Origin of the sequence: Microbacterium sp. M (assembly GCF_045181065.1) — a bacterium.
Classification (GTDB): domain Bacteria; phylum Actinomycetota; class Actinomycetes; order Actinomycetales; family Microbacteriaceae; genus Microbacterium.
This window is the reverse complement of sequence record NZ_CP173721.1, coordinates 3,229,451-3,243,762: the sequence shown is the minus strand read 5'-3', so window position 1 is coordinate 3,243,762 and position 14,312 is coordinate 3,229,451. Positions and strand designations below refer to the sequence as shown.

At 68.2% G+C, this 14,312-nt stretch carries 10 protein-coding genes; 6 read left to right on the top strand and 4 right to left on the bottom strand.

Translation table 11 applies throughout. From position 1 onward, the window contains the following. The first annotated feature begins 220 nt into the window (after positions 1-220). The 3 genes from ACI7YT_RS15920 to ACI7YT_RS15910 all read left to right on the top strand — a co-directional run bounded on the left by ACI7YT_RS15920 (position 221) and on the right by ACI7YT_RS15910 (position 3,868). Positions 221-1,237, top strand: coding sequence for an ABC transporter permease (locus tag ACI7YT_RS15920; protein ID WP_406246835.1), 1,017 nt, complete (start codon positions 221-223; stop codon positions 1,235-1,237). Between the two features lie 11 nt (positions 1,238-1,248). Beyond that, positions 1,249-2,154 (top strand): carbohydrate ABC transporter permease, encoded by a 906-nt coding sequence (locus ACI7YT_RS15915; RefSeq protein WP_406246833.1) that lies wholly within the window; start codon positions 1,249-1,251, stop codon positions 2,152-2,154. Between the two features lie 67 nt (positions 2,155-2,221). Next, positions 2,222-3,868: an ABC transporter substrate-binding protein gene (locus ACI7YT_RS15910; protein ID WP_406246831.1), complete on the top strand. Its 1,647-nt coding sequence runs from the start codon at positions 2,222-2,224 to the stop codon at positions 3,866-3,868. Between the two features lie 72 nt (positions 3,869-3,940). Here ACI7YT_RS15910 and ACI7YT_RS15905 read toward each other — a convergent pair whose 3' ends face one another. Continuing rightward, on the bottom strand, positions 3,941-4,918 hold the full coding sequence (locus tag ACI7YT_RS15905) for a sugar-binding transcriptional regulator (RefSeq protein WP_406246829.1): 978 nt from the start codon (positions 4,916-4,918) through the stop codon (positions 3,941-3,943). A 103-nt stretch (positions 4,919-5,021) separates the two neighbouring features. Further along, positions 5,022-7,613, bottom strand: coding sequence for a family 78 glycoside hydrolase catalytic domain (locus tag ACI7YT_RS15900; protein ID WP_406246828.1), 2,592 nt, complete (start codon positions 7,611-7,613; stop codon positions 5,022-5,024). A 95-nt stretch (positions 7,614-7,708) separates the two neighbouring features. Between ACI7YT_RS15900 and ACI7YT_RS15895 the strand changes: the two genes are divergently transcribed. Together ACI7YT_RS15895 and ACI7YT_RS15890 are read left to right on the top strand one after the other, a co-directional pair. Further along, positions 7,709-8,542 carry an NAD-dependent epimerase/dehydratase family protein gene (locus ACI7YT_RS15895; protein ID WP_406246826.1) on the top strand — a complete coding sequence of 278 codons (834 nt, stop codon included), beginning with the start codon at positions 7,709-7,711 and terminating at the stop codon, positions 8,540-8,542. After that, complete coding sequence (locus tag ACI7YT_RS15890) at positions 8,539-9,552, top strand: LacI family DNA-binding transcriptional regulator (RefSeq protein WP_406246824.1); 1,014 nt, start codon at positions 8,539-8,541, stop codon at positions 9,550-9,552. Before ACI7YT_RS15895 ends, ACI7YT_RS15890 begins: the two co-directional genes overlap by 4 nt. A 3-nt stretch (positions 9,553-9,555) precedes the next feature. On the opposite strand, the gene ACI7YT_RS15885 is transcribed toward ACI7YT_RS15890, so the two are convergent. Beyond that, complete coding sequence (locus ACI7YT_RS15885) at positions 9,556-10,569, bottom strand: hypothetical protein (protein ID WP_406246822.1); 1,014 nt, start codon at positions 10,567-10,569, stop codon at positions 9,556-9,558. Beyond that, the gene (locus tag ACI7YT_RS15880; RefSeq protein ID WP_406246820.1) at positions 10,566-12,692 is read right to left on the bottom strand and encodes a hypothetical protein; all 2,127 of its coding nucleotides are present in this window, start codon (positions 12,690-12,692) and stop codon (positions 10,566-10,568) included. The genes ACI7YT_RS15885 and ACI7YT_RS15880 overlap by 4 nt, the downstream gene beginning before the upstream one ends. Before the next feature lie 104 nt (positions 12,693-12,796). Between ACI7YT_RS15880 and ACI7YT_RS15875 the strand changes: the two genes are divergently transcribed. Next, positions 12,797-14,311: a DUF4038 domain-containing protein gene (locus tag ACI7YT_RS15875; RefSeq protein ID WP_406246819.1), complete on the top strand. Its 1,515-nt coding sequence runs from the start codon at positions 12,797-12,799 to the stop codon at positions 14,309-14,311. The last annotated feature ends 1 nt before the right edge of the window (position 14,312 follow it).

Sequence of the window (14,312 nt, the reverse complement as noted above, 5' to 3'; positions counted from 1 at the left end):
TGACGGGTGGATTCCGCAACATCCTTGTCGACCGAGATCTCGCGACACAGGTATTCCCCACCCCATGGTTGAATATTTAGGCGGGGTTGCATCCCCGTTGATTCGATGGCTAGGATCCAGACAATCGATTTTTCGGACGACGAGGTCTCAGCGCATCCCCGCTCTCACGGGGCATCGGTAGGCGCCCTGGACCGAGTTCATCGACAAGGAGTGTTCAGAGGTGGTGCAGATCGACGTCGAAGCGCCCACGGCGCGCGTGCGGAAGGCGGAGGCGTCGGCGACGGCATCCTCGCCGGGCGGACGCGCTGGACGGAAGACGTCGCGGCGTCGACCAGGAAGACTGCGCAGGTCCATCGGACGGCATTGGCAGTTGTACCTGCTCATCATTCCGCCGTTGCTGTACTTCGCGCTGTTCAAGTACGTGCCGATGGCGAACGCGGTCATCGCCTTCAAGGACTACAACGTCATCGAGGGCATCTGGGGCAGCGCCTGGGCAGGGTTCGAGCATTTCGAGCGGCTCTTCTCCAACCCGGCGTTCGGCACGATCGTCAGCAACACGTTCCTGTTGAGCCTGTACGCCCTGATCGCGAGCCTTCCCATCCCGATCATCCTCGCGCTCGCGCTCAATGAGATCCGTGGACGGTTCTTCAAGCGCACCGTGCAGATGGTGACCTACGCGCCGTACTTCATCTCCACCGTCATCATCGTCTCGATGGCGATCCTCATCCTCTCGCCGCGGATCGGGATGCTCAGCACGGTCACCGGCTTCTTCGGCCTGCCAGCGGTCGACTACCTGGCTCAGCCGGACTTCTTCCGGCATGTGTACGTGTGGAGCGAGGTCTGGCAGACCGCCGGCTACTCGGCGGTGATCTACATGGCGGCGCTGGCAGGCGTCGACCCGGCGCTCTACGAGGCGGCCAAGATGGATGGGGCCAACCGGCTCCAGAAGATCTGGCACGTCGACCTGCCGAGCATCCTGCCGACGATCGTCGTCGTGCTGATCCTCTCGGTCGGCAGCATCATGGTCGTCGGCTTCGAGAAGGCGTTCCTGCTGCAGAATCCTCTCAATCTCTCGCAGTCCGAGATCATCGCGACCTACACCTACAAGATCGGCATCCAGAACGCCGACTTCAGCCTCGGCACGGCCGTCGGACTCTTCAACTCGGTGATCAATCTTGTGCTCCTGCTCGGCGTGAACGCCGTGTCCAAGCGCGTGACGGGGAACGGACTGTGGTGAACAACGCGAAGATGGCCCAACGCCGGCTCGGTCGATCGACCAAGGTGCGCGAATCCACTGTCGACCGGTTCTTCCTCGTCGGCGTCTACATCCTCCTCACGACCTTCCTGCTCGTCGTGCTGGTGCCGCTGTGGTTCATCGTCGTGAGCTCGTTCAGCAGTCCAGCGGCGGTGTCCGCCGGAGAGGTCTTCCTCTGGCCGGTCGATTTCACGCTGCGCGGGTACGAGGTCGCGCTGAGCAGCCCGCAGATCCTCAAGGGGTTCGGCAACTCGTTGTACTACACGGTGGTCGGAACGGCCATCAGCGTCGCCCTCACCGTGATGATCGCCTATCCGCTCTCGAGGGTCGACTTCGTGGGGCGCAAGGTGCTCACCGGCGCCGTCGTCTTCACGATGCTCTTCGCCGGCGGTCTGATCCCGACGTATCTCGTCGTGCAGTCGCTGGGCATGCTCGACACCCGGTGGGCGATGCTGATCCCCAACGCGGTCGCGGTATGGCCGACGATCCTCGCGATCACCTACTTCCGTACGGCGATCCCCGATGAGCTGAGGGAAGCCGCGGAGATCGACGGCGCGAGCGACCTCCGCATCCTGTGGAAGGTGGTCCTGCCGCTGTCAGGGCCGATGATCGCGGTCATCGCGCTGATGTACGCGATCGTGCAGTGGAACTCCTACTTCGACGCTCTGATCTACCTGCGCGACGACAGCCTCTACCCGCTGCAGCTGGTGCTTCGGAACATCCTGATCCTCAACAACGACGCGGGCGGCGATGCGACCTCGGCGCTGGAGAGACAGCAGTTGTCGAACCTGCTCAAGTACTCGCTCATCGTGGTCTCCACGGTCCCGATGATGCTCATCTATCCGTTCGTGGCGCGTTACTTCACCAAGGGCCTGCTCCTGGGCGCCGTGAAGGGCTGATCCCTACCCGGCCGTCGGGACGCCCGGTCCTGGCGGCTTTCCACCTCACGATGAAGAGAGGCAACACATGAAACGCTTCACCCGATCTGTGGCCGCGATCGCCGCCGGCGGGCTCGCCCTGACGATGGCGGCATGTTCGCCGCCGGCAGACGAGCCGGACGACGGCGTCATCAAGATCTTCAGCCCGCAGGGAGCGGATTCGGATCTCAACACGAACGAGTTCACGCTCTTCCTGGAAGAGGAGTTCGACGTCGACCTCCAGTTCGAGACGACGACGTGGGACGCGGGCTCCGCGTCCGAGGCGCGCCAGATCGCGCTCGCCAGCGGGAACTACCCGGATGCGTTCCTCATGATCCCGTGGGTCGACCAGTTCACCCAGGCCGAACTGGTCAAGTTCGGAAACCAAGGGGTCATCCGGCCGCTGAACGATCTCCTCGAAGAGAATGCGCCGAATCTCGTCAAGGCGTGGGAGGAGACTCCCGAATGGGAGCAGCTGGCCACCTCGCCGGACGGCAAGGTCTGGGGGCTGCCGCAGTGGAACGACTGTTTCCACTGCAGCTATCCGTCCAAGCTCTGGATGAACTCGGCGTGGCTGGATGCCGTGGGCATGGAGCAGCCGACGACGCCGGACGAGCTCCGAGCCGTGCTGACCGCTTTCCGCGACCAGGACCCCAACGGCAACGGCCAGGCCGACGAGGTGCCGCTGTCCGGCACCCCGGGGGCGAACTCGGTGCTGCCGTACCTGATGAACCCGTTCGTCTACGTGCCCGCCGCCACGACCGATGCTTCGATCCCGGCGTCCCTGGCTCTGGACGGCGACACGGTGACGCTGCAGCCGACGTCCGACGGCTGGCGCGACGGGTTGCGCTTCGTGAGCTCGCTCTACGACGACGGTCTCGTCGACGAGTCCGCGTTCACGCAGAACCAGGACGCACTTCTGGCGCTCGGTGACGTCGCGGGCGATCCGATCCTCGGGGCGGCGACGGTCGGGCACCCCGGCGTCTTCGTCACGATCGGGCAGGAGGACGGCCGCGACAAGCAGTACGACCCGGTCGCGCCGCTCACCGGACCGAACGGTTCGCCGGCTTCCGAGCTGCTGTCGTCGGTGCCGGGCGCGTCGCTCGTCATCACGAACAACGCCAGCGATGCGGATGCTGCGAAGCTCGTGAAGATCGTCGACTGGATGATCGACTACGACAACCACCTCCGCGCCGAGTGGGGCGAGGAAGGTGTCGCATGGGACCGGCCCGCCGCCGGCGATGTCGCGCTGGACGAGTCGCTCGAGCCGCTGTATCTGCGTCACCGCCTGAGCGGGGCCGAGGCCACGCAGAACGCCAATGTGGCCTGGGGTCCGCTCGCGCAGTACTACGGCAGCACGGAGTTCCGTGGCGCGCAGGTGGTGTCGGAGGACATCTACGATCTCGCCGGGTACGACCGGCGTCTGTTCGAGGCCACCGAGCCGTACGCGGCGAACAGCCCGGAGGAGGCCTTCCCGTACTGGAACCTCTGGATCTCCGAGGATGACTCCTCCGAGCTGTCGACCGTGCAGACGAACATCGAGACCCTCGTGCAGCAGGCCAGTGCCGAGTTCGTGACCGGTGTGCGCGACATCGAGAGCGATGACGACTGGCAGGCATTCCAGGATGCACTCGTCTCGAACGGCAGTGAGCGCTACGTCGAGATCTACCAGACGGCCTGGGACGCCTCGAAGTAGCAGCGAACGGCAAAGGCCTCCCGTCGAGAAGCGAGACAGCTTCTTGGCGGGAGGCCTTCCGATGTCTCCTGTTCAGCGCTCCGCGAGCGCCTCGGCGGTGCGCAGGTCGGTGACCAGTGTCGTCACCCAGTCGCCGGCGAGAGCCCCGTGGATCGCTTCGAGCTTGCGCTCGCCGCCGGCGATGCCCACGCGTCGCGGGATCCGAAGCAGGTTCTCGACGGTGATCGCGATGATGCGGTCGTCCAGGGCGCCACGGACGCGGGAGCCGTCCGAGCGGAAGATGCGGTGGCAGATGTCGCCGACGGCACCCTGGTCGAGCAGTCCCTCGCGCTCCTCGGCGGCGAAGGCGTTGCCGCTCGTGGCGAGCACGTCGGACGGCTCGATGCTGCCGATGCCCATGATCGCCATCGTGAGCTCGTTCCAGTGCCTGCTGACCTCCTGCATCGACGGGTCCGACAACAGGCTGTCGCGGATCCCGGCGTCGGCGACGACGCCGGGCGCCTGCACATAGACGGGTTCCGCGCCGAGCGTGCGGGCGAGCTCGCCGAGGATGCGATTCGAGTGACTCTGCGCCTCGGGCGCACCGACGCCGCCGAGCAGCTGTACGACCTCGGTCGCGCCGCGAACGGTGAAGGGTCGCATCCGGTCGACCATGGCGAGGATGGTCTGGCTCCACGAGGAGACGCCGATGCGGTCGGCACCCGACAGGGTCGCCTCCAGGTACGCAGCGGCCCCGGCGCCCAGCGAGGCGAGCAGTTCCCGTTCGTCCGCATCGGGCGCGACGTCCACGACGACCGCTTCAGAGAGGCCGTACCGCTCTTCGAGGCGCTCTTCGAGCTCGGCGTGCACGCCGGGGGCGACCGTCACGATCGTGCGGACGATACCGACCGCCTCCGCTCGTTTCAGCAACCGCGAGACCTTGGCCTGTGAGATATTGAGGGCGGTGGCGATGTCGGCCTGACGGATGCCGCGCTCGTGGTACATCCGCGCGACCTTCGTGAGCAGGCGGACCTGCCCGTCGGCGGGGCGGGTGTAGCGGGGAAGGGACACGAGACCTCCGATCGTGGCGATCCGATTGAGGATTCGCTTACGAAAGGATATTCAGTCTGCGGCCGCGGCGCCAGTGCCGACATCCAGCTCCCCTGACAGGTCGTCAGGGGAGGGTGATCGTGCGGGTGTGCTTCCCCGCCCCGATGATCTCCTCGTCACTGCCTGGTAGGTCGATCACGGCATCCGCACCGATCGGAACCCGCAGGTCGACGTGCAGTCGATCGTCCTCGATGCGCCACGCGATCGATGCTTCGCCGTACGCCGTGATCTGACGTGCGGATGCCGAGGTGAGCCCGCCGCCCGGCCGCGGTGCGAAGCGGATGCGGCGGTAGCCGGGAGTCTCGGGTGCGAGGCCGGCGACGACGCGATGCATCCAGTCGGCGACCGCGCCGAGGGCGTAGTGGTTGAACGAGGTCATCTGCCCCGGGTTCACGGTGCCGTCCGGCAGCAGCGAGTCCCAGCGCTCCCATACCGTCGTCGCGCCCTGCTCGACCTGGTAGAGCCAGGACGGGCATTCGCGCTCGAGCAGCAGGTCGTACGCGGCGTCCAGCTGTCCGCTACCGCTGAGCGCATCCGAGACGAGCGGCGTGCCGACGAATCCGGTCGCGATGCGATTGCCCGCTTCGCGCACGAGCTGCGCCAGACGGGTCGCCGCGGCATCCCGAAGCTCCGGATCCGTGAGGAGATCGAAGCGCAGGCCGAGTGCGTACGCGGTCTGCGCGTCGCTGGTCATCGTGCCGTCGGCGTTGACGTAAGCCGTGAGGAAAGCCGCAGCCACCTCATCGGCGAGTGTGTCGTAGTGCACGCGCTCGGCTTCGAGCCCGAGCGCCTCGGCCATCCGCGCCACAGTGCGCGCCGACTTCGCGAAGTACGCCGTCGCGACGAGGTAGCGGTCGGTGAGGGCGTCGGCCGGATCCTCCGGCGGTGCGGCAGGGTCGAGCCAGTCGCCGAGCTGGAAGCCGGTATCCCACAGGCGAGATGAGCCGGCCAGTCGCTCGAGCAGATCCACCCAGCGGTGCGCGCTGTCGAATTGGGTGCGCAGCACGCCGACGTCGCCGAACCGCTCGTAGAGCGTCCAGGGCAGGAGGGTCGCGACATCGCCCCAGGCAGCGCCCGGACGGATCGGTGTCCACTTGTCGACCGCGGGGATCACCGGGACGTACCAGGGCACCGTGCCATCGGGCAGCTGCTCGATCGCGACGTCCTGGAGCCATCCGGAGAGCATCCCCGACACGTCGAAGAGCGTCGCGGCGGTCGGGCCGAACACCTGGATGTCGCCCGTCCACCCGATCCGCTCGTCGCGCTGCGGGCAGTCCGTCGGGATGTCGACGAAATTGCCGCGCATGCCCCACACGACGTTTTCGTGCAGGCGGTTCAGCGCCGGATCGGAGGACTCGAACCAACCGGTGCGTTCCAGATCGGTATGAAGCACGCGGGCGATGAGGGCACCGGCCGCGGCATCCGCATCCAGGTCGCCCGGCCAGCCGGTCACCTCGACGTAGCGGAACCCGTGGAACGTGAACCGCGGCTCCCACTCCTCGACGTCTCGGCCGGCGAGCGTGTAGTTGTCGCTCGAGCGCGCCGCGCGCAGGGGGCGGGTGTAGATCTCGCCGTCCTGCAGGACCTCGGCCGTGCGCAGCGTGACGGTCGTCCCCGCTTCGCCTGAGACACGGATGCGGACGCGTCCGACGAGGTTCTGTCCGAAGTCCAGGATGCGGGATCCGCTCGGGCCTGTGAGCACCTCGATGGGCCGCAGCTCCTGCGTCGCCCGTACCGGTGGTGCGGTGGGGGCGACCAGAGTCGCGGTGTCGCGGTGGCGCTCCTGCACGCCCTCCCAGGCGGAGTCGTCGAACCGGGGCGAGGACCAGCCCTGCTGCTCTTCGCGGGCGTCGTAGTCCTCGCCGTCGTACAGACCGCTCGCGATGATCGGGCTCGGCGCGGAGCGCCAGGTGCCGTCGGTCGCCACGACCTCGCGCGAACCGTCGGCGTAGGCGAGCTCGAGCTGGCCCAGGAAGGACTGATCTGTGCCGTAGATGTTGCGGAATCCGCCGCGCCATCCGAGGCGCCCGCGGTACCAGCCGTCGCCGAGCCAGGCGCCGATCGCGTTGGCGCCAGGGGACAGGGCCGCCGTGACGTCGTAGGTGTAGTACCTGAGCCGCGCGCCGTAGACCGTCCAACCGGGGGAGAGCGCGTCGTTGCCCACCCTGGTGCCGTTGACCTCGGCCTCGTAGACCCCGTGCGCGGTCGCGTACAGGCGTGCGCGGACCAGACCTTCGCGCACGTCGAACGCCTTCCGCACGAGCGACGGCCGCCGCTCGTCGGAGTGCGGATTCTCATTGCGGATCGCGCCGACGGGCCGGGCGATCCAGTCCTCCGGGGCGAGCAGGCCCGTCTCCAGGGTCGTGGGTTCGGAGGTCTCCGACCACGCGCCGTCCTCGCCGCGGACCGCAATCGCGACGGTGACGATGTCACGCGAATCGAGAGGGTCGCCGGGCCAGGCCACCAGCACCTGCTCCGGGCTTTCGATCTCATACGAGCGACGGATGCCGTCGCGGTCGACGTCCACCCGGTAGGCGCTCTGCCGCCACCCCTCTGGAGCGGCGGAGATGCGCCAGGACAACCTCGGCATCCGTTCGCCGATGCCGAGCGGTTCGCGGTGGTGCTCGATACGGGGTGCGTCGACGATGACGGCCATTCCGGTCCTCCAGAGGGTGCGTGTACAGTGAGTGTGGCATCCATTTCGAAACGTTTCAAGTCGGCGGAGCGGAGCCATGATCAGGGAGGTACCGCATGCGGATCGGTGTCACGGGAAGCGGTGGGAAGCTCGGCAGGGCGACGGTCGAACGATTGCGCTCCGACGGGCACGACGTGGTCGGATTCGATCTCGCAGGCACCGCGGGCGCGGGCTTCACCCGCGTCGACCTCACTGATTTCGGTCAGGTGCTCGATGCCTTCGGGTCGGTCACCGCCCGGCACGACGGCCTCGACGCTCTGGTGCACCTGGCGGCGATCCCGGTCAACGGCCTGGTGCCCGATGCCGCGACGTTCCAGAACAACATGACGGTGTCGTTCAACGCGCTCTTCGCCGCCCACCGTGTCGGCATCCGCCGGATCGTGCTGGCCTCGAGCATCACCGCGATGGGCTTCCCCTTCCACGATGCTCCGCCGTCGCTCCCGGTGGACGAGTCCTGCACGAGTGCCAACAACACCTACGGCCTGGGCAAGGTCGCGGAGGAGGCGATCGCCGCGCAACTGGTCGGCTGGCATCCGGATGCCTCGATCACCGCACTGCGGTTCACCAATGTGGTGGCGGAGGGCGAGTACGGGACGTTCGAACGTGCCGGCGAGCCGGACTATCGCCGTGATCTGCTCGGGTCATGGGTCGACGCGCGGGACGGCGCCCTCGCGGTCGCCCTGGCGCTGGAAGCCGCACAGCCCGGCTACGAGGTCTACAACGTCGCCGCTCCCGACTCCGGGTGCGACGCACCGTCGCGCGAGCTGGCCGCCCGCTGGTTCCCCGGCACGCCCGTCGCCGATGACCTCGGCGAGTTCGAGTCCCTCATGTCCACGCGCCGGATCCGTGAGCGGCTGGGGTTCCGTGCCGCCTATGATTGGCGCTCATGACGCCAGCGGGGATTCGAGAGGTCGCAGCACGCGCCGGCGTGTCCGTCGGCACCGTCTCCAACTTCCTGAACCATCCCGATCGGCTGTCGAAGGCGATGGCCGCACGCGTCACCGACGCGATCGCGGACCTCGGATTCGTGCCCAGCAATGCGGCCCGCCAGCTGAGGATGGGGGTCAGTTCGGTGATCGGCTACCTCGCATCCGATATCGGCAACCCGCACTTCGGTGAGATCGCCACGAGCGTGCAGGCGAGGGCGACGGAACTCGGGCTGTCCGTCTTCATCGCCGACGCGCAGGAGGATCCGCGGCAGGAGGACACATACCTCGATGCCTTCGCCCAGCATCACGTCCGCGGGCTGCTGGTCGCTTCGCATCACCCGGTCGAGGACCGGCTCGCCCTGCTGCGCAGACGAGGGACGCCCTCCGTGCTCGTCGGGCAACGCGCGACCTCGGCCGAGCAGCCTTCGGTCTCGGTGAATGAGTTCTCCGGCGGACGCCAGGCCGTCGAGCATCTCCGGGATGCCGGGTGCCGCAGGATCGCTTTCGTCGGCGGTCCGGCCGGGATCGTGCAGGTCGCGGCCCGTCGTGCCGGAGCGGATGCCGCGGCGGAGGAGCACGGCGTCGGACTGACCGAGATCGTCGTGGCCGAACGGTCGGTGGCCGCCGGTCGCGAGGCCGGAGCGGTGATCGCGGAGATGTCCGCGGCCGAGCGCCCTGACGGGGTCTTCGCGGTCAACGACCTGCTGGCCCTCGGCATCCTTCAGGAACTGATCGGGCGCGGTGTGCGGGTCCCCGAGGACCTCGCGCTGATCGGATACGACGACAACGAGTTCGCCGAGGCCTCCCTCATCCCGCTGTCCAGCATCAGTCGACGGCACCGCGACGTCGGTGAGATCGTGGTCGACGCCCTCTTCGAGACGATGGAGCAGCGCTCGCCGGCCGAGCTGCACCGCGAACTCGAGCCGATCCTGGTGGCGCGGCGGAGCACGCTGGGCTTCCCGCGCGGCTGACTCTCAGCGGGCCAGCGGCGACCATGCGAGGGCGATCCCGCGCATCTCGGGCCGGAGATCCTCGCCGATCCGCACGGGTTCGTGCCGTCGCTGAACGGCGCAGTAGTAGTGCTCCAGGCGGTCGCCGGTGCGGATGACGCCCGGCTTGTGCGCGTGCCAGTCGTCGATCGAGCCCGGTGCGCCCGGCTCGATCAGCGGAACGGGATCCTTGGTCCAGCGCAGCAGATCGGGCGAGGTGGCGAGGAGGTCGACCGCCGGCCCGCCCGAGCGGAGTCCGAAGTAGAACATCGCCCAGAGTCCGTCGTCCATCCGCAGCACGCAGGGATCGGAGGCGAACCGATCGTCCGGTGCGCCAGGGCGCCCGATCGGCAGCAGCGGCTCGTCGGAGACTCTGGTCCAGCTGATGAGATCGTCCGAGACGGCGGCGCCCGTCTGCTCGACCCAGGCGCCCGTGGCCCTGTCCTTGGCGTTGTAGAACAGCCAGAACCGGTCGTCGTGACGCATCAGCCACGACTTGTACAGGCCCCCGCGCTCCCACGTGCCGCCCTCCTCGGGGCGCAGGAGTCCGCCGGTCTCCTCCCAGTGCACGAGGTCGCGGCTGCGGGCGAACCCGATGACGGCCGATCCCTCTTCGTAGCCCGCCTCCGGATACGCGTGGAAGGTGCCGTAGTACCAGCCGTCGATCTCCTGCAGCTCGCCGGTGCCGAAGAGGTCGGGATCGCGCAGCAGGGACGTCAGGGCTGCGTTGTGCCTGCGGTGCGGTGAGTCGGGGTCGCGGCGGAACACCAGCTCCGGCTCGGACCATCGTTCGCCGTCGTACCAGGCCAGTCCGGTCTGGTACCCGCGACCGTCCCAGCCGACCATCGTCATACCGAGACGTCCGCCCGCCCGGAACGGGAACGGGCAGTCGACGCCGTGACTGCGCCAGTCGCCGGGGAGCAGCGAGGGGGCGAAGACGAGCTCGGGCTCTTTGACCGTGGGGCGGAGCGGGGACAGCGGGTCGGCGGATGCGGTCATGATCGTGTCTCCGTCGCGTCGACGCGTCCTGGGCGAGCAGGGAATCCTTCGGCGCGCAGGCGCCACCCGTCGGGGAGGTCGGTGCGCGGTCGTCCGTCGTCGTCGGACGCGAGCATCGCGACCGCAGCGAGCAGGCCGCCGTTGCCGGGGAGATACAGCGGGAGACGGTTGGGCACCTGGAAGTTGTGCCCATTGGAGAGGTGGCGATTGCGAGGCAGGGGGCGCAGCAGGGAATCGAACGCGACGTCGAGGCGTCCGAGCCGCGTGGCGCACATCGCGATCAGCGGATAGTCCCAGCCCCAGGTGGCGTTCCAGTCCCACTCGTCGAGCACCATGTCGAGCGTGCGCGACATAGTCGGGGCGTCGACGAGCGGCGTCGGCGGCACGAAGCCGAATGCTCCGAGGAGGGACGGGTGATCGATCAGCGAGGTGTCGCCGCGGACGGCCTCATAGCGGCCCTCCGCGGAGACCGGCAGCGGCGCGATCGCCTCGATGGCGTGCTGCCAGTGCGTCGGAACGTCGGCGCCTCGCCGGCGTCGCCACTCGGATGCCGTGGTGAGCCCCCACCACACGTAGGCCAGCTCGAACGTCGGATCCCACGTCGTCGCGGCGTCGTAGCGCTCCTGCGCCGGCATGATCGGAGGGGCCAGGTGGGCCGTGCCCTCCTCCCACCAGAGCAGGGCGGCGAGGAACTCCGCGGTCTCGTCCACCAGGTCCGCGTACTGCTCGAGCACGTCGGGGTCGTCGTCGTTCGCGCGGTACACGAGCTCGGCATAGGAGATCGGATGGGGCTGCTGCCAGACCAGGAGCGGGCCGATCTCGTTCGGGCTCTCGATCCCCTCCGGACCGACGTGCTTGGGCCAGCGCGCCCCAGGGTACCCCAGCCGCGCGGCGTTGGCGCGGGCCGTGGGGAGGATCTCGCGGTACCAGGCCAGGCTGCGCTCGAGAAGGGCAGGCCGGCCCCACAGGGCGAAGTGCGCGGCATGCCACCAGTGCATCTCCAAGTGGAACGTGCCACCCCAGGAGTTGCACACCAGCCCGCTCTCCTGGGGAGGCAGGGAGCCGGCGCACTGGATGGCCGTGAGGTACTGGGACAGGACGATGCGCCGTTCGAGTTCCGCCGCGCGCTGATCGGTCGATCCGTCGAGATCGATGAAGGCGCCCGTCGTCCAGTGCGCCTCCCAGTGCGCGGCGGCGGCATCGAACACGTCCCGTGCGGACGGCAGCGGTGCGGTCGATTCCGTCGGCGTGAACTCGACCACGAGTTCGATCCGGTCGGTCTCCGGCACGAGCTCGACGACGTGAGGCTCCGGCACCTCGACCCGGCATCCCCTGGCGCGCAACCGCACCGAATAGGATGCGGCGTCGACCTGCCGCGAGATCTCGACGGTGCCGTCGGGGAGGACCGTGATGACGCTCTCATGCCCGTCCGGTCGCGACCAGTCCTCGTCCGCCTCCCACGTGTCCTGGATGCTGGCGAAGGAGAGACGCACGGTGGCGGCGCCGGCGGCGAAGAGCTCGGAGTGCGAGGAGACGGCGAGCAGGTCGCGCACGGGATGCACGGCGGTCGTCGTGGTGGTCCGCTTCCCCCCGACCGAGAATGCGCTCTCGAGCGTGCCGGTCCAGAGATCGAGCACCTGCTCGGTGTCTGTGAGCTGTCCTGGATCGTCGACGACATGCCCGGTCGTCGGGTCCGTGATGCGGAACGCGAGACGCCCGAGGTGCAGACGCTGCGGGTTCACCCAGTAGTAGTAGCCCGCAGGCTGCTGCTCCCGTGCCTGCGCCTCCGTCAGTCGCCAGTCGTAGGCGGTCGGGTGCGTCACGATCGCGCCGTCCGGCCGCGCGAACGGCTCCATCGTGTCCTCGAGGGTCACGCCGTCGGGGTTCGGCGCCCAGTGGAACGCCCACTGGCTCTGCGTTCCGAGGGGCGTCGCGCTGCGGTCGGCGGCGCGCGCGGCCGCCCGGCTGTGCCAGTCGGCGAAGGTCTGCAGGCCGGTCGCATCCGCGGTGAAGGCGAACTCGCCGTTGCCGACGCTCATCGGTGCTTCGGCGTCGATCTCGGTTCGGCGGATGCGGTGGCGTGCGATGACCGCTCGGCGGTCGATGGCGTCTTGGTTCTTCATGGCATCCCATCCCGTTGTGGATGCATATGCATTCACTGCAACAAGATTATGCACAAGTTTGATAACGTTTCAACTGGTTGCCCGGTTTCACCTAGTGTCGGAGGATGACGACGATGTCCCATGAGCTGTATCTCCCCGTCGAGCTCGTCTTCGAGGGGAGCGAGCGGCTGCCCGGCGCGGCCGGCGCGCCGCTGAGCGTCCGCTTCCGGCTGGCCGGCTCCGAGGACGTCACAGTGCCCGGCTTCTGGGACGGCGGCACCACCTATCGTGCGCGATTCGCCCCTCCGACCGAAGGCGAGTGGACCTGGGAGGTCGTGGATGCCCAGACTCCGGTGGATGTCGGATCCGGATCGTTCAGCGTCACCCGCGGCACCTCGCGCGGCCCCGTGCGCGTCGCGCACCGATTCCACTTCGCGCACTCCGACGGCACGCCGTTCCGTCCGATCGGTGCGACGGCGTACAACTGGCTCCACCAGGACGAGCCGCTGTTCTCCCAGACCGTGGACGCGATCGCGGAGGCCGGATTCAACAAGTTCCGCTTCATGGTGTTCCCGCAGGGCGGCGGGTACGTCGAGCACGAGCCGACGCTGATGCCGTTCGAGAAGACGGACGGGAGGTGGGACGTCACGCGGCCCGTTCCGGAGTTCTTCCAGCGCCTCGACCGTGCGGTCGAAGTGCTCGGTGCGCGCGGCATCCAGGCCGACGTCCTGATCTACAACGCGTACGACCGCGGGCAGTTCGGACTGAACGAGCTCACCGAGGAGGAGGACGCCGTCTACCTGCGCTACCTCGTCGCGCGGCTGGCCGCGCACCCGCACGTGTGGTGGTCGCTGTGCAACGAGTTCGACCAGCTCGAGCGCCCCGACGAACGGTGGGACCGCACGGGCGAACTGCTCGCCGAGATCGACCCCGGCGATCATCTGCGCTCCATCCACAACTGGATCGAGCTGTACGACAACAGTCAGCCGTGGGTCACGCATGCATCCGTGCAGAACGGCTCGGCCACCACGGACTTCGGCCGCGCGAACCTCTACCGCGACGTGTGGGGCAAGCCGGTCGTCCTCGACGAGATCAAGTACGAGGGCGATATCCCCGAGCGGTGGGGGAATCTGGATGCGCGCGAACTCGTCGACCAGTTCTGGATCACCACGGTCGCCGGATGCTACGCCTCGCACGGAGAGAGCTTCCTCACCGAGACCGGCAGCCTCCACATGGTCGAGGGTGGATCGCTCAAGGGAGAGTCACCGGCGCGGCTGGCGTTCCTGCGCGGCATCCTCGAGGAGGTCGACGGACCCGGTCTGGACCCGATCGACAAGTGGGACGATCCGGCCTACGTCGCCGGTGTTCCGCGTCAGGAGTACGTCCAGTACCTCGGGCGCTCGGCGCCGGCGACCTGGACGTTCCGGCTGCCGATCGGCGTGCCGGGCGAGAGGCCCGAAGCAGGCGACGTCTTCGAGGTCGACGTCATCGACACCTGGAACATGACCGTCACCCCGGTCGACCGGCGTTTCACGCTCGATGACGTCCAGCGCAACGACGCCTACGATCGGGCATCCGCGCCGATCGCGCTGCCGGTGGGCGAGGCGATCGCCCTGCGCATCCGACGAGTCGAGGCCTGAC